Here is an 18,437-nt window from a genome sequence, read left to right on the forward strand (position 1 = left end):
CTTCCGAAGCTGTCACCGGCCCACTGGGAGGGCAAGGCGAGGTGTGATGTTTTCCCTCACTGGCTAACGCCCGGGAGCCCCGGCGTCGAGGGGACTGTACGGCTGCCGTCCGACCGGATGGATGGACTTCGGACGCGCACATGCCCACGCGTCTCTGGTCGTGAGCCCGTTCGGGGGGTAACCTGCGCCCGCCCATGCCGTCACCTCCGGAAGAGGTGGATCCGCTCGCGGACCTGCGCGAAAGCCTGGACCTGGAAGACACTGGTGCCTCGGTGGCCCCCGCCGCCCCCGCCCCCGTGGCCTCCAGGCCCTTGCCAAAGCCACCGCCCTCGGCTCCACCGCCCGCCGCTCCGCCTCCGTTGCCGCCGCGCCGTCCGGCCGCCCCCTGGCCGCCGTGCCCAAGGGCACGGGAGCGCCCGCGTCCCCGAAGGCGCCCGCGTCCCCGGCTGCCGCTGCCCTGCCCCGCCCGCCGCGCCGCGGGCCTGATCCATTCGGTGAGCCGCCCGAAATCCGGATGCCCATGGGCGGCTCGCCCGAGGACAAGCTGGAGTACTTCCGGGCCGTGGTCCGCCAGAAGACGGAGACCCTGGCGCGGGCCCGGACGCTGTACGCGGAGCGCGACGGCGAGCTCAACGGCGTGAAGCAGTCGCTGACGCTGGCGCGCAAGGAGCTGGCGGAGTCGAAGGCCAGTGTCTCCGCCTTCCAGGAGGAATTGGCCCGGGCGGAGGCGGAGACCCAGTCGCGGCTCGCCAGCCTCCAGGAAGAGCTCTCCGCGGTGGAGGCGGACCGCAAGGACCTGTCTCGCGCGCTGGCGGAGGTCGAATCCGATGTGCCGCGCCTGACGGCGGAGCTCCAGGAGGAGCGCGAGGCCCGTGGCGCCGTGGCCGAGGAGCTGATTGGCGCGAAGGAAGCGCTGTCGCTGGCCCAGGACCGCGTGGCGGAGCTGGCCGCGGAGAAGTCCGAGGCCCAGGGCGCCCTGGAGGCCGTCCAGGAGCAGTACCAGCAGGCCATCGCCGACGTGGAGCGGCTGACCTCCGAGTTGGAGGCAGCGTCGTCGGAGAAGGACTCGCTGGGCCTGCGCACCGCGCAGCTGGAGGCCGCGCTGGCGGAGGCCCAGTCCGGGCTGAGCGCGCTGGAGAGCGAGAGCGACTGGTCGAAGAGCTCGCTGGAGGAGGCCCAGGGCCGCGCGGGCACGCTGGAGGCCGAGCGCGACGAGGCGCGCAAGCAGCTGGCGGTGGTGGAGGACGGGCTGCGCACCCTGCAGGAGCAGGTGGCGGAGCTGGAGCGTTCGCTGGCGCTGAAGGATGCCGAAATCGTGGGCCTGCGCGCGGCGCTCACCGCGCGGACCACCGAGGCCGCGGAGCTGCCCGCGCTGCGTCAGGCGCTGGAGGTGCGCACGGCGGAGCTGGCCCAGCTCAAGGCGAAGCTGGAGGCGGAGGCGGCGAAGGCCGAGGAGCGCTCACTGGCCCTGGAAGAGGGATTGGCACAGGCCAGCGAGCGGGCGCAGCTGGCGGAGGGCGAGGCCGCGGCGCTGAAGGAGGCGCTGGAGGCCGCCGAGGTGGAGCAGGTGTCGTTGCGCGACCGCATGGAAGCGGACGCGGCGGCGCTGGGCGAGGCGGTGCAGCAGGCCGAGACGAAGGTGTCGGAGCTGACGGCGGCGGTGGAGGCCGCGCACGCGGACCATGCGTCGTGGAAGGAGCAGCTCGCCGCGGTGGAGCTGAAGGCGGCCACCAAGGACGCTGAGCGCGTCGGCCTGGCCGCCCGGGTGTCCATGCTGGAGGCGGCGTCCGGTCAACGCGAGGCGGAGCTGGTGCGGCTGCAAGCAGAGGTGGCGAAGGCCCAGGAGGCGCTGGCGCTGGAGCGTGCACGCCGCGAGGCGGCGGAGGCCGAGCGCACCGATGCAGAGGTGAAGGCGGCCCAGGCCGAGGCCCAGGTGGAGTCGCTGACGGTGGGGCAGGGCGGCGCCGAGGCGCAGGTGGCCTCGCTCACCGAGGAGCTGGAGGCCGCGCGCGCCGAGGCGGACAAGGTGGAGCGCCTCCAGGGCCGGCTGAAGATGATGGAGGGGGCCTTGGAAGGCGCGAAGGCCCAGGCCGCGTCGGCAGGCAAGTCGGACGCGGCGCGCGCTGCGACCGAGGCGAAGCTGGCGCGCATCGAGGCGTCGCTGAAGGCCGAGGAGCAGAAGCGGGCCGACGTGGAAGCCTCGCTGCGAGCAGAGCAGGAGGCGAGGCGGGCGCTCGAGGCGAAGCTGGCCGAGCAGCCGGGGACTCCCTCCCAGAGCGCGGGTGCGTCAGCGGAATGGGAGGCGGAGCGCGAGCAGCTCAAGGCGGACGCGGCCAACCTCAAGCGCAAGCTGGTGGCGGCCGAGGCAGCGCTCGAGAACGCGGCGGGCTACAAGGCGAAGATTGCCCGGCTGGAGGCGCAATTGAAGGGCAAGAGGTAGAGGTTTTTCCTTCATGCCTTTCGACGCGCCAGTGGATGCCCTCACGGGAATGCCGGCGGCCCGCTTCGGGCTGTACCTGCATTTCCCGTACTGCCTCGCGAAGTGCCCGTACTGCGACTTCGCGGTGGCGGTGGCGCGGCAGGTGCCGGAGGAGCGCTACGCCCGCGCGGTGCTGGCGGAGCTGGACACCCGGCTGGCCGCCGAGAGCCTCGCTCGCGGGGAAGGTGCTCGACTCCATCTTCCTGGGCGGTGGGACGCCGTCCCTGTGGCACCCGCGCTACGTGGCCCAGGTGCTGGACGGCATCGCCGCGAGGCTGCGGGTGGCGCCGGCGTGGAGGTGTCGCTGGAGGGCAATCCGGAGCGCGCGGACGCGGAGCGCTTCGCGGGCTACCGCGCGGCGGGGGTGAACCGGCTGTCGCTGGGCGTGCAGTCCTTCCAGCCGGAGACGCTCAAGGCGCTGGGGCGCGCGCATGACGCGGCCATGGTGGAAGGGGCCGTGGACGCGGCCCGGAGCGCGGCCTTCCCGGTGGTGGCCATGGACTTCATCTATGGCGTGCACGGGCAGACGGTGGCGCAGGTGGAGGCGGATGCTCGCCGGGCGGTGGCGCTGGCCCCCGAGCACCTGTCCACCTACGCGCTGACGGTGGAGCGCGACGTGCTGGCGGAGGACACGCCCCTGTCGAAGCGGCTCAAGCGCGGCGAGCTGGAGCTGCCGCCCGACGACACCGTGGTCGACATGGCGCGGGTGGTGCGCGAGGTGTACGGGGCGGCGGGGCTGCACCGCTACGAGGTGTCCAACCACGCGCGGCCGGGGTTCAGCTCGCGCCACAACGCGCTGTACTGGACGGGCGGGGAGTACCGGCGCTGGGCGTGGGGGCCACGGGCATGTTGCTGTCGCCCCAGCCGCACCGGTACGTGAACCTGCGCAGCGCGGAGCGCTACCTCGTGGAGGCGGAGGCGGGACGGCTGCCAGAGGAAGGCCGCGAGCCGCTGGGCCCGGAGGAACTCTTCGCGGAGCGCCTGTCCATGGGCCTGCGGCTGGTGTCGGGCGTGGACTGGGAGGCCGTCTGCGAGCGATATGGGCAGCCGGTGGAGCCCCGTCGGGCGGAAGTCGCGCGGCTGGTGGCGCACGGCTTCGCGACGCTGCGGGGCGGGCGGCTGGCATTGACGGAGAAGGGCGCGGACGTCCACAGCGCCGTGTGCGCGCGGCTGCTCTAGGCGGCGTCCACTGGAACGGATTTCGAGAGGCGTATGAGCAAGTGGATACTGTGGCTGTTCCTCACCCTGCTGACGGGCAGCCCGCTGCTGTCGCTGGGCCTCATCATCGTCATCATCTTCGTGGCGGACCGCTTCACGTGGCAGGTGCTGCCCAGCCCGGTGCGGCTGCTCAAGCGCTTCCAGCGCGCGGGGCAACTGGCGGGCACCATCCTCACCAACCCGCATGAGCGGCGCGCGCGGCACGAGCTGGCGGACATCCGCGTGGAACAGCGCCGCTACGCCGAGGCGGTGGACATCCTCAAGCCCAACCTGGAGGCGGGCGACGAGGACGTGGACACGCTGTACCTGCTGGGCGTGGCCTACCTGGGCGCCGGGGACGCGCAGCGCGGCGAGCTGCTGCTGGACGAGGCGGCGAAGCTGGACCCGGACCACAAGCTGGGCGCCATCGACCTGGAGCGCGGCCGTTTCCGGCTGAAGCGCGGCGACGTGCCGGGCGCGGTGGAGGCGCTGGAGCGCTACTGCAAGGTGCGACACGGCACGGTGGAAGGCCGCTACCTGCTGGCCAAGGCCCTGAGCCGGGCGGGCCGTGGCGACGACGCGAAGCGGATGCGCGAGGCCTGGTCCGAATACGTGGTGGCGCCCCGGTTCCAGCGGCGGCGGGAGCGCAAGGGCCTGGCGCGCGCGGCCCAGCCGGCCGTTGATGTACGCGGCGGCCGTGGCCCTGGTGCTGGGCCTGCTGGCGTCCATGTTGCCTCGGTTCGGAATGACCCCGGAGCGAGGCTACGGCGGCCGCTACGGCTACGACGTGTATGGCGCGCCACCCAGTGCGTCGGGGATGGAGGAGTACCAGGGCGAGTAGCGCTAGGCTCTCGCCCATGTTCCCCACGCCGTCGCAGGTCCTCCGCCAGCGGGAGGGAGTGCTGGCCGAAACGCCGTTCCCCCTGCTGCTTCACGCGCTGATGGCGGAGGAGCGCACCTGCACGTTGGAATTGAAGGTGCGCCAGCGGGAGAAGCGCATCGTCTTCGAGGACGGCGCGCCGGTGGCGTGCCAGTCCAACCTCCTCCACGAGACGCTGGGCAAGTACCTGGTGGAGAAGGGCAAGCTGTCGGAGACGGACTACCAGAAGGCGCTGGCGGAGAGCATCTCCGCGGAGGTGCCGCTCAGCGGCCTGCTGGTGCAGAAGGGCCTCATCAGTCCCTTCGATTTGTACAAGCAATTGCAGGCGAACCTGGCGCACAAGCTGCTGGACTGCTTCCGCTGGGTGGACGCGAAGTACCGGCTCATCGCCGACGTGGAGCCTCCGGACGCCAGCGTGCGGACGAACACGGGCCAGCTCATCCTCACGGGCGTGGCCAACGTGATGCCTTTCGACGCGGTGGCCACGCACTTCACCTTCACGGATGAGCGCCGCTTCGGGCAGATGCCGGGCTCGGAGGCGGGCCTGAAGCTGTCGTCGAAGGACGCGCGGCTGTTCCAGGCACTCCGGCTGCGCCCCACCTTCGGTGAGCTGATGGAGCGCACCGGGTTCGACACGGAGGTGGTGCTCCGGCGGTTGTACGCGCTGTGCCTGCTGGAGGTCGCGGGCTTCGTGGAGGACGTGGACGCGAAGGCGGCCCGGCTGAGCGCGGGGAAGGGGACGGCGCCCGCCGCGCCCGCGTCCGAGCCGGTGGCGCCTCCGGTGGCGGCGCCCGCTCCGCAGGGGACGCCGTTCTCCGACGAGGACGAGGCGGCGCGCAATGCCCTGGTGAGCGCCTTCATGTCGCACCGGAGCAAGGACCCCTTCGCGCTGTTGGACGTGCCCGAGGACGTGCAGCCGGTGCCGCTGCGCAAGGCCTTCCTGGCACTGGCGGACCGCTACGCGCCCCTGCGCTTCCACACGCCGGAGCTCCGCGAGAAGGCGGAGGTGCTGCTGGCGGCCCATGCGAAGGCGTTTGGCGCGCTGTCGGACGCGGAGCAGAACCTGCTGTGGCGCAAGCGGCGCGCGGCGCATCGGGAGAAGGACCGGGGCACGCGGCCCACCACGGCCGAACAGTTCCGCATCCGCACGGACTTGCTGGACGCGACGACGCAGTTCGACGAGGCGAAGCGTCGGCTGGCCGCGCGGAACCACGCGGGGGCCTTCGAGTACTTCGAGTACGCCTGCGACATCGACCCGAAGCCGCTGTACCAGGCCTACCGGGCCTACGCGCGCTATCTGATGAAGCCGGAGGCGCACGGACGGCTGGCGCAGCAGGAGTTGCAAGAGGTGCTGCGCCAGGAGCCCACGCTGGAGGAGGGCTGGGCCTTCCTGGGTGAAGTGGCCCAGGGCGAAGGCCAGTGGGGGCAGGCCGAAGACGCGTTCCGCAAGGCGTTCAAGCTGAACCCGAAGAACCGCCGCTACGTCGAACTCATCCAGGAGATTGTCCGGCGGCGCTAGGCAAGCCCCTGTCTGGCCGCCTGCCTGACAGGGTTTGTCTGGTGTTGGGTTTGGGGCCATTTCCAGTCCCCGCGGGTGGCGTCTGTCTGGCGCCTAACATTGGATGTCATTATTTGCGGGCCGGGAGGGGCCTGGGTTTTCCTTTTTGCGGGGGGCGCTAGGTAGTCTTTGGCGCCATGGGCAGCATTCGTGAGAGGAATCAGTCGGGCCAGGCGGCCGTCGAAGCTGCCATTGTCCTTCCCCTGTTCGTCTTCCTCATCCTGGGCATCCTCCAGCTGGGGCTGATGCACCAGGCGCGGCTGCTGACCAAGTACGCCGCCTACAAGGCTGTGCGGGCTGGGTCGCTGAACAGCGCCAAGGTCGAGGAGATGGAGAAGGCCGCGCTCGCGGTGCTGATGCCGATGCTGAGCGTGCCCGGGCAGCGGGGGGCCTACATCCCCCCGGTGGGCAGCGCGGCGGAGTTCCAGGCCAAGTGGCGTGACGTGTCGGGCAACCAGATTCCCGGTACGTCACTGAAACACGCGCAGGTCACCGTCTGCGGCCCCACGCGGAGCGACGTCGGCGGAGGGGGGCCGGAGCTGGACTTCGATGACCCCCGGAACACCGCGCCCACGGGCTGGAAGGAGAGCCACCGCACCAAGCTGCGCGTCCAGGTGACATTCAACTACCGGATGTTCATCCCCTTCGCGGACTGGGTCATCTACCAATCCACCCGTGGCCGCGAGCTGCGGAAGGAACTGCGAATGTATCGCAAGCCTACCGACCCAAAGAAGCAGGGCGACAAACCGGACCGCACGGAGTCCCTCCTGGAGCAGGCGGCTGCGCAGAAAATCTACATCACCCCCATTCGCGCCACCTACACCATGCGGATGCAGTCCAACTTCTTCCTCAACCGGGCAGCCCTCCCAGGGAGCAACGAATGCGTCTTCCCATTCTCCTACAAAGGCAAGGCGCCGTGAGCGCCTCGGCCAGGAGACGCGCGCAGCGAGGGCAATCCATTGTCCTGGGAGCGCTGTCCTTCCTGGTGCTCGCGCTGATGGTGACGCTGAGCTTCAACCTCGCACATGCGCTGCGCCAGAAGATGGGTTTGCAGCAGCACAGCGACGCGTTGGCGTACTCCATGGCGGTCCTGGAGGCGCGGTCGCTCAATTACTATGCAGTCAGCAACCGGGCCATCGCGGCTTCCTACGTCGCGATGAACAGCCTCCACGCATACATGGCGGCGGCGAGCGTGACGGGTTCGATGATGCGGGCCTCGGAGGCGAACTTCAAGGAGTTCGCAAGGCGCGAGAAAATCATGTGCAGTTGCAAGGGGTGCTACGAGCACTGCCTGCACGCCATGGAAGCGACGAAGATCGCGACTGAGTTCGCCAACGCGGGCCGTCAGTACGACCAGAAGGTCCGTGCCCTGGAGTCCAGCTTCAACGCCGCGATTCGAGGGCTCGACGTCATGGTGGACAACCTGCATGCCTCTCAGCGTGAGGCGCATTCCCAGACGCTCCAGGCCATCCAGGATGGCCGCAGCCATGGCCTGTCGCTCCTGGCGGACTACACCGCGCCGGAGGTCGGTGCGCTGCCGCAGGCCGTGGGGGGGCTCAACGCGAATGAATTCAACTGCGCGGTGGATGGGATGAACTGCCGGGGGAGCGTGGAGAACGCCTCGCCCGAAGCGCTCGCCAGGGTCATGACGGAAATCTCCAACGCCACCCGTTCTGGCTGGCCAGCGGCACGAAAGACCGGAGCGCGCGGGGTTGCCAAGCCCCCGTACCTGCATGACGACGTCATCCGGGACCTTCGGGACATCGCACAGAAGAAGCTGTACACGGTGACCTCCCACGAGGGAACGGCGAAGTCGGTTCAGGACAAAAGCCAGGTCAACGACGGCGGGAGGCAAGGCGGTAATCAGGGGACGACGGTTGCCGCGCGAGAGGAAGGGGCGATTCGGAACACCTGGGAGCACCAGCTCACGTCGACCACCGACTACGAGGCGGAAGTCTGGAGCGATGCCAACGGCGGTGACCATACCCCGGGTGGCGCGCACTCGGGCTCGCACAACTTCGAGGGCGTCAACGCCAACGCATTGTCGGGCTGCGCCCGGTCGGGCAACTGCTTCATGAAGTTCCGAGCCAACCCCTCCTCTGGCAGGGATTGGGGGCAGCCGCGCGTGTACAGCTACCTGACGCGGCGACTCCGGGTCGGCGACCCGAGCCGGGCGCCCTGGGAGTTGAACGCGTCGGCCCAGATTCAGCTGGATCATGGCGCGCAGGGGACCGCGACGCTGACGCTCGCGGCGCAGGAGGGCGTGGCGCTCTCCAAGGCGCTCGTCTACTACCACCGCTTCGGCGCGAATGGCTGGCGTGAGGCGCCCAACCTCTTCAGTCCCTACTGGCGCGCGAAGCTGCACCCCATCTCATCCGACGAGGCCGCGGAGGTCCTGGAAGCGGCAGGCAACACGGACGCGTCCCGGCTGGCGCGGGTCCCGGGGGTGTCCCTGTGAAGCGCGCATCCAGGCGAGGTGCCGCGGCCGTGGAGATGGCGGTGTGCATGCTCGTCATCGTCCCCGTGTTCCTCTACTCGCTGTTCCTCTTCGACCTGCTGCGCCACATGTTGGACTCGCAGGAGACCTCCCTGTCCACGGCCTGGGACTACACCGTCCTGGACTATGAGAAGGAGCCCGAGAGCGTCGCGACGGAGGACGGGGGGACGACGACGGAGGCCTTCTCCGGCTTCGAGATGGCGCAGGCCTATTCGCGGTACATGTACTGCGACCACGAGTCAGGTATCGACAGCTACGGCCCAGGAAAGGGTCCGGAGTGTAGCGCTGACCCCGATTCAGAAGACCACCACACGGACGTCGTCGCCCATGCGTGCTGGCTCAATCCTGGCGCGCGGCAGGTGTACTGCACCCTGGATGCACAGGCCGTGGGCGCGTATGGCGTCTCACTCCACCAGTCCTTCATGGACACCTTCGGGCGGGGCGGCCTCATCCGTTGTTCCGCGCGCCTGGGCGTCCAGAACTATCTCCTGCCGGAGTCGTTCCTGCCTGAATTCTCCGAGGTGAAGCTGGCCAAGGAGAAGCAGGAGCGGGCCAACGGCATCCACCGAAACGCAACGGGCGAAACGCTCCCGGAGGGCCATGCCCGAGGCGACAACGTCTATCTGCTCCCCTGGGAGCAGATTGCCATCCTCACCGACACCTGGGCGCTCACGGAGCACGCGGACGTGCGGCCGGGCACCGCGGGCGGGCGAGGGATGCACGAGCGCGTCACCCAGCTCTATCAGAACGAGGACAACAGCGGCTTCACGGACATGTCGAGCGCGTCCGAGCGGTTGGTGAGCCAGGCCATCAGCTCGGGGCTCCTCCATGACAGCCTGAGGCTGGAATCCCAGAGCTACAGGACGCCTGGGGATGATCCTCGCAATCCCAGCCTCGCCATCAAGCCCGACCAGAGTGGTGACGGCGCCGTGGAGGAAATCGAGCAGCAGGGAGGCCGCCAGGGCTACTTCAGCAACGAGTGGCAGGACTGGGGGCGCAACAACAACCAGCGCTCCTACGAGGCGCGTGGCAACTGGTACCTGGGTTGCGCGAGGTCGGAGTCGTGCTGATGCCCGTTGCCGCCTCGCGCCCCGTCGTCCGGATTCCCGCGCTGCTCTTCTCCGTGGCGGTGGTGGGCGGTCTCATCGGCTTCTCATGGGAGCACGCCGTCTACCGGGGCAGCGACAGCCATCAGGAATGGAGCCCGCCGGAGCTGGGCACCGACGTGGAGACATCCTCCCGCGGGTGGGTGCGCACGCCCGCGGAGGAGGCCATCCTCCAGCGGGCACTGGTCCACTTCCCGCCGTACCCCAACGCCACCCGCCCCGAACCGCTCGCCGCCGACTACCTGGGGCCCGGGGCGCCCATGGCGGTGGCGTGGTTCTCCACGCAGGACGCGCCCGCGAAGGTCCTGGAGCACTACACCCAGGCGCTGCTCGCCAAGGGCCTGCCGGTGCTGCACCAACGCCACGGAGAGACGGGCGGCTACGTGGGCTACTGGAGCCCCGCCACGGAAGAGGTGCGGCTGGTGTCCACGCTGGCGCAAGGGGTGAGACGCTGGTGTTCGTCTCCGCCGGCGGTGGGCGCCATGCTGGCGCGGGCGGCGGCCGTGCCCGACTGGCTTCCCGTGCCCGGCGAACTCGCGGAGACGCGCACCGTGAACTTCAACCTGGAGGGCGCCTCGCACCACGTGGTGACGGGCCAGCTCCAGGCGGACTCGCCGGACGCGGCGGCACAGCGCTACGGTGCCCTCTTCCGTGAGCGCGGCTGGCAGGTGGGAATGCTCACGCCGGTGGCGCCGAACGGCATCGCCTTCGAAGTGCTCAAGGAGTCCGTGAGCGGCCGCGCGGTGCTGCGCGGCCTCTCGCCGGGCCCGGGAGTCGAGGTCCAGCTCACGCTGCTACGCCGGAGCGTTGCCCCATGAGGAAGTCCCTGCGTCCGTCGCGGTCCGCCCGCGGCCAGTCCATGGTGGAGTACGCCATCGTCACCGCGGCCCTGCTGGGCTTCAGCACGATGGGGTGGCCCTTCCTGGTGCAGTTGCTCAACGCGCTGCACCGCTACTTCAACTCCATCTACTACGTCATCCAGGCCCCCATCTGAGGCACGGGGGCCTGGGCGCCCAAGGCTACGGCGTCACCGTGGTGACGAACTCCGCCTTGCCGCCGGAGACCTTGAGCACCACGGCTTCCTTCACCGCGTCGCGGTTGGCGTCCAGGGTGATTCTGCCCGTCACGCCCGGGAACTCCTTCGTCGCGGCAATCGCGTCGCGCAGCGAAGGGCCGCTCAGGTCCGGCGCGCGCTTCATGGCGTCGATGGTCACCCGCGCCGCGTCGTACGCCAGCGCGGCCACGCTGTCCGGCACGCTGCCGTAGGTGGCCTTGTAGCGGGCCAGGAACTTCTGGAGCAGCGGGTCCGGGTTGTCCGGCGAGTAGTGGTTGGCGAAGTAGCTGCCCTCCAGCGCGGAGCCGCCCAGCTCGTACAGCTTGTCGGAGTCCCAGCCGTCGCCGCCGAGCAGCGGCACCTTGAGCCCGATTTCACGCGCCTGCCGCGCGATGATGCCCACGTCCGTGTAGTAGCCAGGAACGAAGACGGCGTCCGGCTTCAGCCGCTTGAGGGACGTCAGCTGCGCGCGGAAGTCCGTGTCGCCCTTGGAGTAGCTCTCGTCGCCCGGCACCTCGCCGCCGAACTCCTTGAACCTGGCGGTGAACACGTCCGCCAGGCCCATGGAGAACGCGCTCTTGTTGTCGCGCAGCACCGCCACGCGGGACAGCTTCAGGTTCTCCCGCGCGAACTTCGCCATGGCGAGCCCCTGGAAGGGGTCGATGAAGCAGACGCGGAAGATGTAGTCGCCCTTCTGCGTCACCTCCGGCGCGGTGGACGTGGGCGTCACCATGGGCACCTTGCCCGCCTGCGCCTTCTCCGCCATGGCCATGGACACCGACGAGGCCGCCTCGCCGAGAATCGCCACCACCTTGTCCTGGGTGATGAGCCGCGTCACGGCCTGGGCGCCTTCCTCCGGCCGGCCCTGGCTGTCGTAGACGCGCACCTGGAGCTTCTTGCCCTTCACGCCGCCCGCCTCGTTGGCCTCGTTCAGCGCCAGCTCGATGCCGTTGCGCGCGGACACCCCGAAGGTCGCCTCGCTCCCCGTGAGGCTGCCGACCTCTCCCAGCAGAATCGTGTTCGAGTCCACCGGAGCGGCCGGTACCCCGGTCGCCTGCCCCTCCGGCGAGGGCGCGGCGGGCGCGTTCTTCTTCTCGCAGGCCACCACGGCCAGGGCCAGGGTCGCGAGCAGCATCAGGGGACGGCGCATCGGCAAGGTTCCTCCGGGGGACGGTGGTGTCACCCTATCCCTCTCCCCCCCGCCCTCCAACCAGCGGCGCTTCAGGGAGGGATTCAAATTGCAATGTGGACTGAAACGGTCCTGATTACATATGAGGTCCCCAGTGGCCCGAGGTTTTTCGGCGCCTGGACCCAGAGAGGAGACACCCGCACCCATGCTCCGGATGAGCAAGATGACCGACTACGGCATCGTGCTGATGACCGAGCTGGCTCGCGCGGAGGGTGACACGCGCACCACCCGTGAGCTGGCGGCGCGCACGCGCGTGCCACTTCCTCGGCCAGCAAGGTGCTCAAGAGCCTGCTCCAGGCGGCGCTCGTGGTGTCGCACCGTGGCGCCAACGGCGGCTACGGACTGGCACGCCCGGCCCATGAGCTTCCGCTGGCCGAACTGGTCGCCGCGCTCGAGGGGCCGGTCGCCCTCACGGAGTGTGGCGTCCACACCTCCGGGGGTGCGCCCTGTGAGCTGGAGTCCGTCTGTCAGGTGCGGGGCCACTGGCGCCTCATCAACGACGCCATCCAGGAGGCCCTGGGGCGGCTGACGCTGGCGGACCTCATCGCCCCCGCGCCCCGCGTGCCAGAGCGCCTCGTGGGCCTGGGGACACCCTCTCGCCCGGCGCCTTCCCCGGCCGCTGGCCACCCCCCTTCCGCTTCCGCGACAGGAGTTCGCTCATGAGCACCGAAACCCTCCAGGAACTGACGCGGCTTCGTCACCCAGGTGGAATCGGACACGTTTCCCCCCGGGCTGGACGAGGACGTCATCCGCCGGCTCTCCGCGAAGAAGGGTGAGCCGGAGTTCCTCCTCGACTGGCGCCTCAAGGCCTTCCGCCACTGGAAGACGATGAAGGAGCCCTCGTGGCAGGCCGTCACCTACGCGCCCATCGACTACCAGGCCATCAGCTATTACTCGGCGCCGAAGCAGAAGCCGGTGAAGGCCAGCCTGGACGAGGTGGACCCGGAGATTCTGCGCACCTACGAGAAGCTCGGCATTCCGCTGCATGAGCAGAAGCTGCTGCAGAACGTGGCGGTGGACGCTGTCTTCGACTCGGTGTCGGTGGCCACCACGTTCAAGGACAAGCTGGCCAAGGCGGGCGTCATCTTCTGCTCGTTCTCCGAGGCCGTGCGCGAGCACCCGGAGCTGGTGAAGAAGTACCTGGGCACCGTCGTGCCGTACTCGGACAACTACTTCGCCGCGCTCAACTCGGCGGTCTTCAGCGACGGCTCGTTCGTCTACATCCCCAAGGGCGTGCGCTGTCCCATGGAGCTGTCCACGTACTTCCGCATCAACGCGGCGGACACGGGCCAGTTCGAGCGCACGCTCATCGTCGCGGAGGAGGGCTCCCACGTGAGCTACCTGGAGGGCTGCACGGCCCCCATGCGCGACACCAACCAACTTCACGCCGCGGTGGTGGAGCTGGTGGCCTTGGACAACGCCACCATCAAGTACTCCACGGTGCAGAACTGGTACCCGGGCGACGCGGAGGGGCGCGGCGGCATTTACAACTTCGTCACCAAGCGCGGCATCGCGCACCGGGCGGCGAAGATTTCGTGGACGCAGGTGGAGACGGGCTCGGCGATTACGTGGAAGTACCCGAGCGTCATCCTCAAGGGGGATGACTCGGTGGGCGAGTTCTACTCGGTGGCGCTCACCAACCACATGCAGCAGGCGGACACGGGCACGAAGATGGTGCACATCGGGAAGAACTCCCGCAGCACCATCGTGTCCAAGGGCATCTCCGCCGGCCGCGGGCAGAACACGTATCGCGGGCTGGTGAAGGTGCTCAAGAGCGCGGAGAACGCGCGCAACTACACGCAGTGCGATTCGCTGCTGCTCGGTGACAAGTGCGGCGCCCACACGGTGCCGTACATCGAGGTGAAGAACGCGTCGGCGCAGGTGGAGCATGAGGCGTCCACGTCGAAGATTGGCGAGGACCAGCTCTTCTACTGCCGGCAGCGGGGCATCTCGCAGGAGGACGCGGTGTCGATGATCGTCAACGGCTTCTGCCGCCAGGTGTTCAAGGAGCTCCCCATGGAGTTCGCGGTGGAAGCGCAGAAGTTGCTCGGAGTGAGCCTGGAAGGGAGCGTGGGGTAGGCATGGCGCTTTTGACTGTTCGCAACCTGCACGCCCGCGTGGCGGGCAAGGACATCCTCAAGGGCATCGACCTGGAGGTCGCCCCCGGTGAGGTCCACGCCATCATGGGCCCCAACGGCTCTGGGAAGAGCACGCTGGCCAGCGTGCTGGCGGGCCGTGACGGCTACGAGGTGACGCAGGGCGAGGTGCTGTTCGACGGCAAGCCGCTGCTGGAGCTGTCGCCCGAGGGCCGCGCCGCCGCGGGCGTGTTCCTCGCCTTCCAGTACCCGGTGGAGATTCCGGGCGTGGGCAACATCCACTTCCTGCGCACCGCGCTCAACGCGCAGCGCCGCTCGAAGGGGCTGGAGGAGCTGGACGCCATGGACTTCCTCCAACTGGCCAAGGAGAAGTCGAAGCTGGTGCAGCTCGACGCGGCCTTCATGAACCGCTCGGTGAACGAGGGCTTCTCCGGCGGCGAGAAGAAGCGCAACGAGATTTTCCAGATGGCGGTGCTGGAGCCGCGGCTGGCCATCCTCGACGAGACGGACTCCGGCCTGGACATCGACGCGCTGCGCACGGTGGCGGGCGGCGTCAACGCGCTGCGCTCGCCCGAGCGCGGCATGTTGCTGATTACGCACTACCAGCGGCTGCTCGACTACATCGTCCCGGACAAGGTGCACGTCATCGCGGCGGGCCGCATCGTCCGCTCCGGTGGGCGCGAGCTGGCGCTGGAGCTGGAGGAGAAGGGCTACGGCTGGCTGGGGTTGGACGGTGGAAAGAAGACGACGGCGGAGGCACGGCGATGACGGCCGCCCTGGCGCACTACCTGGACGTGGCCACGCGCTTCCAGGCGGCGCCCGAGCAGGCGTCCGCGCCACAGTGGCTTAAGCGCCTGCGTGCCGATGCCCTGGCCCACTTCGAGCGACAGGGCCTGCCCACGACGCGTGACGAGGCGTGGAAGTACTCCCGGCTGGGGGCCATCGCGGAAGGAACGTTCATTCCACGGACGGGTGTGTCCCGGGACACCGCCCACCTGTCGGCGGTGGTGGAGCGGCTGGGCCTGCCGGGGCCCCGGTTGGTGTTCGTGGACGGGCGGCTGGCGCCGGAGCTGTCGTCCGTGGCGGGCCTGCCGCGCGGACTGACGCTGAAGCCGCTGCGGGACGCGGTGCGTGAGGATGGCGAGCTGCTGGAGTCCTTGCTGGGGCAGCGGGCCCTGGCGAACGAGCACGCCTTCACCGCGCTCAACGCGGCGCTGCTGGAAGAGGGCGTGCTGCTGCAGCTGGCACCGGGCGCGCTGAGCGAGGTGCCCGTGCAGGTGGTGTTCCTCACGCGCGGTGATGCGCCGGTGCTGTCCAGCCCGCGCATCCTCGTGGTGGCGGGGGAGAGCAGCGAAGCGACGCTGGTGGAGACGTATGCCAGCGCGGGCCCCGCGGCTCGGCGGCGACGTTCACCAACGCGGTGACGGAGGTGACGCTGGGCGACAACGCCAGCCTCCACCACTACAAGGTCCAGGTGGAGGCGGACGCGGCGCTGCACGTGGGCGCGCTCCATGCACGGCAGGGTCGGGACAGCCGCTTCGCCTCGCACGCCTTCGCCTTTGGTGGGGCCATGGCGCGTAACGAGGTCCACGCGGCCTTCGCGGGCGAGGGTGGCGACGCGACGTTGAATGGCCTGTACGTGGGGCAGGGCGCGCAGCACCTGGACAACCGCACGGCACTGGACCACGCGGTGCCCCGGTGCACCAGCCGCGAGCTGTACAAGGGGGTGCTGGATGGCCATTCACGCGGCACCTTCCACGGGCTCATCCGCGTGCGGCAGGACGCGCAGCGCACGGACTCGCGGCAGCAGAACCGCAACCTGCTGCTGTCGGAGTCGGCGCAGGCGGACGCACGGCCTCAGTTGGAAATCTTCGCGGACGACGTGAAGTGCGCGCACGGCGCGGCGGTGGGGCGGCTGGACGCGCAGGCGCTGTTCTACCTGCGCTCGCGCGGCGTGCCCCAGGCAGAGGCGGAGCGGCTGCTCACCTACGCCTTCGCTCGCGAGGTGGTGGAGGCGGTGCCCGCTGGCCCTGTGCGCGCGAACATCGAAGCGCTCCTGGCCTCGAAGCTGCCGGGCGCGGCGCAGCGCGAGGTGACGGCATGAGCGGCTTCGACGTGAATCAGGTCCGCAAGGACTTCCCCATCCTCCACCAGGAGGTGCGGGGCCGGCCGCTGGTGTACCTGGACAGCGCGGCCACGGCGCAGAAGCCGCAGGCCGTCATCGACGCGTTGGTGCGCTTCTACCAGCACGACAACGCCAACGTGCACCGCGGCGTCCACGTGTTGTCCGAGCGCGCCACGGAGGCGTACGAGGGCGCGCGTGAGACGGTGCGCCGCTTCATCAACGCCCGGGACGTGAAGGAAGTCGTCTTCGTGCGTGGCACCACCGAGGCCATCAACCTGGTGGCGCAGACGTACGGGCGCAAGCACATCGGCGCCGGGGACGAGGTGCTCATCACCCAGATGGAGCACCACGCCAACATCGTCCCCTGGCGGATGCTGTGCGAGCAGACGGGCGCCGTGCTCAAGGTCATCCCCGTGGACGACCGGGGCGAGTTGGTGCTGGACGCCGTGGACGCGCTGCTGACGGAGCGCACGCGCATCCTCGCGGTGACGCACGTGTCCAACGCGCTGGGCACCGTGGCGCCGGTGAAGGAGCTCACGCGGCGGGCCCACGCGAAGGGCATCCCCGTGCTGGTGGACGGCGCACAGGCGGTGACGCACTTCCCCGTGGACGTGCAGGACCTGGGCTGCGACTTCTACGCCTTCAGCGGGCACAAGATGTTCGGCCCCACCGGCATCGGCGTGCTGTACGGCCGCAAGGAGCTTCTGGATGCGATGCCGCCCTACCAGGGCGGCGGCGACATGATCGTCTCCGTGACGATGGAGAAGGTGACGTACAACCGGGTGCCGTACCGCTTCGAGGCGGGCACGCCCAACCTGGAGGGCGCGGTGGGGTTGGCGGCGGCCATCCGCTATCTGGAGGCGCTGGGGATGGAGAACGTCGCCGCGCACGACCGGGAGCTGCTGGCCTACGCCACGCAGGCGCTGGAGTCGGTGCCGGGGCTGCGGATGGTGGGCACGGCGCGCGAGAAGTCCGGCGTGTTGTCCTTCATGCTGGCGGATGTCCACCCGCACGACGTGGGCACCATCCTGGACCGCGAGGGCATCTGCATCCGCACGGGCCACCACTGCGCGCAGCCGGTGATGCAGCACTTCAAGGTGCCGGCCACGTCCCGGGCGTCGCTGGCGCTCTACAACACGCGCGAGGACGTGGACGCGCTCGTCCGTGGCCTGCACAAGGTCCTGGAGGTGTTCCAGTGAGTGCACCGGATGACTTGAAGGACCTCTATCAAGAGGTCGTGCTGGAGCACTCCAAGCGGCCGCGCAACTACCGCGTGGTGGAGGGCGCCACCGCGGAGGCGGCGGGCCACAACCCGCTGTGCGGTGACCAGCTGGTGGTGACGCTGAAGGTGGAGGGCGGCGTCATCAAGGACGTGGCCTTCCAGGGCCAGGGCTGCGCCATCTCCAAGGCGTCCGCGTCGTTGATGACGGGGGCGGTGAAGGACCGGACGCGCGCGGAGGCGGAGGACCTCTTCGAGCGCGTCCACAAGCTGGTGACGGAAGGTCCGGAGTCGGTGGACGTGGACGCGCTGGGCAAGCTGGCGGTGCTGTCCGGCGTCAGTGAGTTTCCCGCGCGGGTGAAGTGCGCCAGCCTGGCCTGGCACACGCTGCGCGCGGCATTGGAGGGACGCGGCGAGGCCGTGTCCACGGAGTAGGGGTGGAGGGCCACATGCGAGGAATGATGGCGGTGCTGGAGCGCGACGTGTCCGCGACAATCATCCCCAGCGGAGACCGGGTGGTGCTGCCTGCGGGCTCCGAGCTGCGGGTGACGCAGACGCTCGGCGGCAACATCACGGTGCAGGACCCCTACGGCCAGCTCTTCCGCGTCGACGAGAAGGACGGCGGCGCGCTGGGTGAGGACTACGCGCCCAAGGAGAAGCCCGCGGGCGACCCCAGCGAGTTCAACGAGGAGCAGGTCTGGGAGCAGCTGCGCACGGTGTACGACCCGGAGATTCCGGTGAACATCGTCGAGCTGGGCCTGGTGTACGCGTGCAAGGCGGAGCCGCTGCCGGAAGGCGGGCAGCGGGTGGACATCCAGATGACGCTCACCGCGCCCGGCTGCGGCATGGGGCCGGTGCTGGTGGAGGACGTGCGCACCAAGGTGGGCTCGGTGCCTGGGGTGGCGGAGACGCGCGTGGAGCTCGTCTGGGACCCGCCCTGGGGGCAGGAGCGGATGTCGGACGTGGCGCGGCTCCAGCTCGGTTGGATGTAGCAGCGGGACGAAGGCCCTCGGCGAGCTGCTTCGCCAAGGGCCGGC

Annotated in this window: 14 protein-coding genes and 4 pseudogenes; 17 read left to right on the top strand and 1 reads right to left on the bottom strand. The window is 69.6% G+C overall.

What is annotated here, in order from left to right; all coding sequences use genetic code 11:
* The first annotated feature begins 394 nt into the window (after nucleotides 1–394).
* From QEG98_RS06475 to QEG98_RS06520, 10 genes and pseudogenes are all read left to right on the top strand, one after another.
* Entirely contained in the window at nucleotides 395–2,440 is a 2,046-nt protein-coding gene (locus tag QEG98_RS06475) for a plectin 1 isoform 8 (protein ID WP_316566108.1), read from the top strand.
* Nucleotides 2,441–2,453: 13 nt separating this feature from the next.
* Nucleotides 2,454–3,359 carry a coproporphyrinogen-III oxidase family protein gene (locus QEG98_RS06480; protein WP_316566109.1) on the top strand — a complete coding sequence of 302 codons (906 nt, stop codon included), beginning with the start codon at nucleotides 2,454–2,456 and terminating at the stop codon, nucleotides 3,357–3,359.
* Complete coding sequence (locus QEG98_RS06485) at nucleotides 3,326–3,658, top strand: hypothetical protein (protein ID WP_316566110.1); 333 nt, start codon at nucleotides 3,326–3,328, stop codon at nucleotides 3,656–3,658. The genes QEG98_RS06480 and QEG98_RS06485 overlap by 34 nt, the downstream gene beginning before the upstream one ends.
* 33 nt (nucleotides 3,659–3,691) lie before the next feature.
* Nucleotides 3,692–4,517, top strand: a pseudogene (locus QEG98_RS06490) (hypothetical protein).
* Nucleotides 4,518–4,533: 16 nt separating this feature from the next.
* On the top strand, nucleotides 4,534–6,075 hold the full coding sequence (locus QEG98_RS06495; protein WP_316566111.1) for a DUF4388 domain-containing protein: 1,542 nt from the start codon (nucleotides 4,534–4,536) through the stop codon (nucleotides 6,073–6,075).
* A 176-nt stretch (nucleotides 6,076–6,251) separates the two neighbouring features.
* Entirely contained in the window at nucleotides 6,252–7,034 is a 783-nt protein-coding gene (locus QEG98_RS06500; RefSeq protein WP_316566112.1) for a pilus assembly protein, read from the top strand.
* Nucleotides 6,995–8,572, top strand: a complete 1,578-nt coding sequence (locus QEG98_RS06505; protein WP_090484900.1) for a TadE/TadG family type IV pilus assembly protein — start codon at nucleotides 6,995–6,997, stop codon at nucleotides 8,570–8,572. Before QEG98_RS06500 ends, QEG98_RS06505 begins: the two co-directional genes overlap by 40 nt.
* Before the next feature lie 35 nt (nucleotides 8,573–8,607).
* On the top strand, nucleotides 8,608–9,681 hold the full coding sequence (locus QEG98_RS06510; protein ID WP_316567840.1) for a hypothetical protein: 1,074 nt from the start codon (nucleotides 8,608–8,610) through the stop codon (nucleotides 9,679–9,681).
* Complete coding sequence (locus QEG98_RS06515; protein WP_316566113.1) at nucleotides 9,681–10,535, top strand: hypothetical protein; 855 nt, start codon at nucleotides 9,681–9,683, stop codon at nucleotides 10,533–10,535. Before QEG98_RS06510 ends, QEG98_RS06515 begins: the two co-directional genes overlap by 1 nt.
* Nucleotides 10,532–10,711 carry a hypothetical protein gene (locus QEG98_RS06520; protein ID WP_011551270.1) on the top strand — a complete coding sequence of 60 codons (180 nt, stop codon included), beginning with the start codon at nucleotides 10,532–10,534 and terminating at the stop codon, nucleotides 10,709–10,711. The genes QEG98_RS06515 and QEG98_RS06520 overlap by 4 nt, the downstream gene beginning before the upstream one ends.
* Nucleotides 10,712–10,736: 25 nt before the next feature.
* On the opposite strand, the gene QEG98_RS06525 is transcribed toward QEG98_RS06520, so the two are convergent.
* Entirely contained in the window at nucleotides 10,737–11,921 is a 1,185-nt protein-coding gene (locus QEG98_RS06525) for an ABC transporter substrate-binding protein (RefSeq protein ID WP_316566114.1), read from the bottom strand.
* Nucleotides 11,922–12,105: 184 nt separating this feature from the next.
* Here QEG98_RS06525 and QEG98_RS06530 point away from each other — a divergent pair.
* The 7 genes and pseudogenes from QEG98_RS06530 (at nucleotide 12,106) to sufT (ending at nucleotide 18,392) form a co-directional block, all read left to right on the top strand.
* A pseudogene (locus tag QEG98_RS06530) lies at nucleotides 12,106–12,623 on the top strand (SUF system Fe-S cluster assembly regulator).
* A pseudogene (gene sufB / locus QEG98_RS06535) lies at nucleotides 12,620–14,039 on the top strand (Fe-S cluster assembly protein SufB). Before QEG98_RS06530 ends, sufB begins: the two co-directional pseudogenes overlap by 4 nt.
* A gap of 2 nt (nucleotides 14,040–14,041) precedes the next feature.
* Nucleotides 14,042–14,824 (top strand): Fe-S cluster assembly ATPase SufC, encoded by a 783-nt coding sequence (gene sufC, locus QEG98_RS06540; protein ID WP_316566115.1) that lies wholly within the window; start codon nucleotides 14,042–14,044, stop codon nucleotides 14,822–14,824.
* Nucleotides 14,821–16,160, top strand: a pseudogene (gene sufD / locus QEG98_RS06545) (Fe-S cluster assembly protein SufD). Before sufC ends, sufD begins: the two are co-directional and overlap by 4 nt.
* Nucleotides 16,157–17,380, top strand: a complete 1,224-nt coding sequence (locus QEG98_RS06550) for a cysteine desulfurase (protein WP_090484884.1) — start codon at nucleotides 16,157–16,159, stop codon at nucleotides 17,378–17,380. Before sufD ends, QEG98_RS06550 begins: the two are co-directional and overlap by 4 nt.
* Nucleotides 17,377–17,835, top strand: a complete 459-nt coding sequence (gene sufU / locus QEG98_RS06555; protein WP_090484882.1) for a Fe-S cluster assembly sulfur transfer protein SufU — start codon at nucleotides 17,377–17,379, stop codon at nucleotides 17,833–17,835. The genes QEG98_RS06550 and sufU overlap by 4 nt, the downstream gene beginning before the upstream one ends.
* A 14-nt stretch (nucleotides 17,836–17,849) precedes the next feature.
* Complete coding sequence (gene sufT / locus QEG98_RS06560) at nucleotides 17,850–18,392, top strand: putative Fe-S cluster assembly protein SufT (RefSeq protein ID WP_316566116.1); 543 nt, start codon at nucleotides 17,850–17,852, stop codon at nucleotides 18,390–18,392.
* Nucleotides 18,393–18,437: the final 45 nt, after the last annotated feature.

Source organism: Myxococcus sp. MxC21-1, from assembly GCF_032612255.1.
In the GTDB taxonomy this organism is placed as follows: Bacteria; Myxococcota; Myxococcia; order Myxococcales; family Myxococcaceae; genus Myxococcus; species Myxococcus virescens.

Coding starts and splice junctions, on each gene's coding strand:
- QEG98_RS06480 (WP_316566109.1), top strand. CDS start 2,454: ATGCCTTTCGACGCGCCAGTGGATGCCCTCACGGGAATGCCGGCGGCC.
- QEG98_RS06485 (WP_316566110.1), top strand. CDS start 3,326: ATGTTGCTGTCGCCCCAGCCGCACCGGTACGTGAACCTGCGCAGCGCG.
- QEG98_RS06495 (WP_316566111.1), top strand. CDS start 4,534: ATGTTCCCCACGCCGTCGCAGGTCCTCCGCCAGCGGGAGGGAGTGCTG.
- QEG98_RS06500 (WP_316566112.1), top strand. CDS start 6,252: ATGGGCAGCATTCGTGAGAGGAATCAGTCGGGCCAGGCGGCCGTCGAA.
- QEG98_RS06505 (WP_090484900.1), top strand. CDS start 6,995: ATGCGTCTTCCCATTCTCCTACAAAGGCAAGGCGCCGTGAGCGCCTCG.
- QEG98_RS06510 (WP_316567840.1), top strand. CDS start 8,608: ATGGCGGTGTGCATGCTCGTCATCGTCCCCGTGTTCCTCTACTCGCTG.
- QEG98_RS06515 (WP_316566113.1), top strand. CDS start 9,681: ATGCCCGTTGCCGCCTCGCGCCCCGTCGTCCGGATTCCCGCGCTGCTC.
- QEG98_RS06520 (WP_011551270.1), top strand. CDS start 10,532: ATGAGGAAGTCCCTGCGTCCGTCGCGGTCCGCCCGCGGCCAGTCCATG.
- QEG98_RS06525 (WP_316566114.1), bottom strand. CDS start 11,921: ATGCGCCGTCCCCTGATGCTGCTCGCGACCCTGGCCCTGGCCGTGGTG.
- sufC (WP_316566115.1), top strand. CDS start 14,042: ATGGCGCTTTTGACTGTTCGCAACCTGCACGCCCGCGTGGCGGGCAAG.
- QEG98_RS06550 (WP_090484884.1), top strand. CDS start 16,157: ATGAGCGGCTTCGACGTGAATCAGGTCCGCAAGGACTTCCCCATCCTC.
- sufT (WP_316566116.1), top strand. CDS start 17,850: ATGCGAGGAATGATGGCGGTGCTGGAGCGCGACGTGTCCGCGACAATC.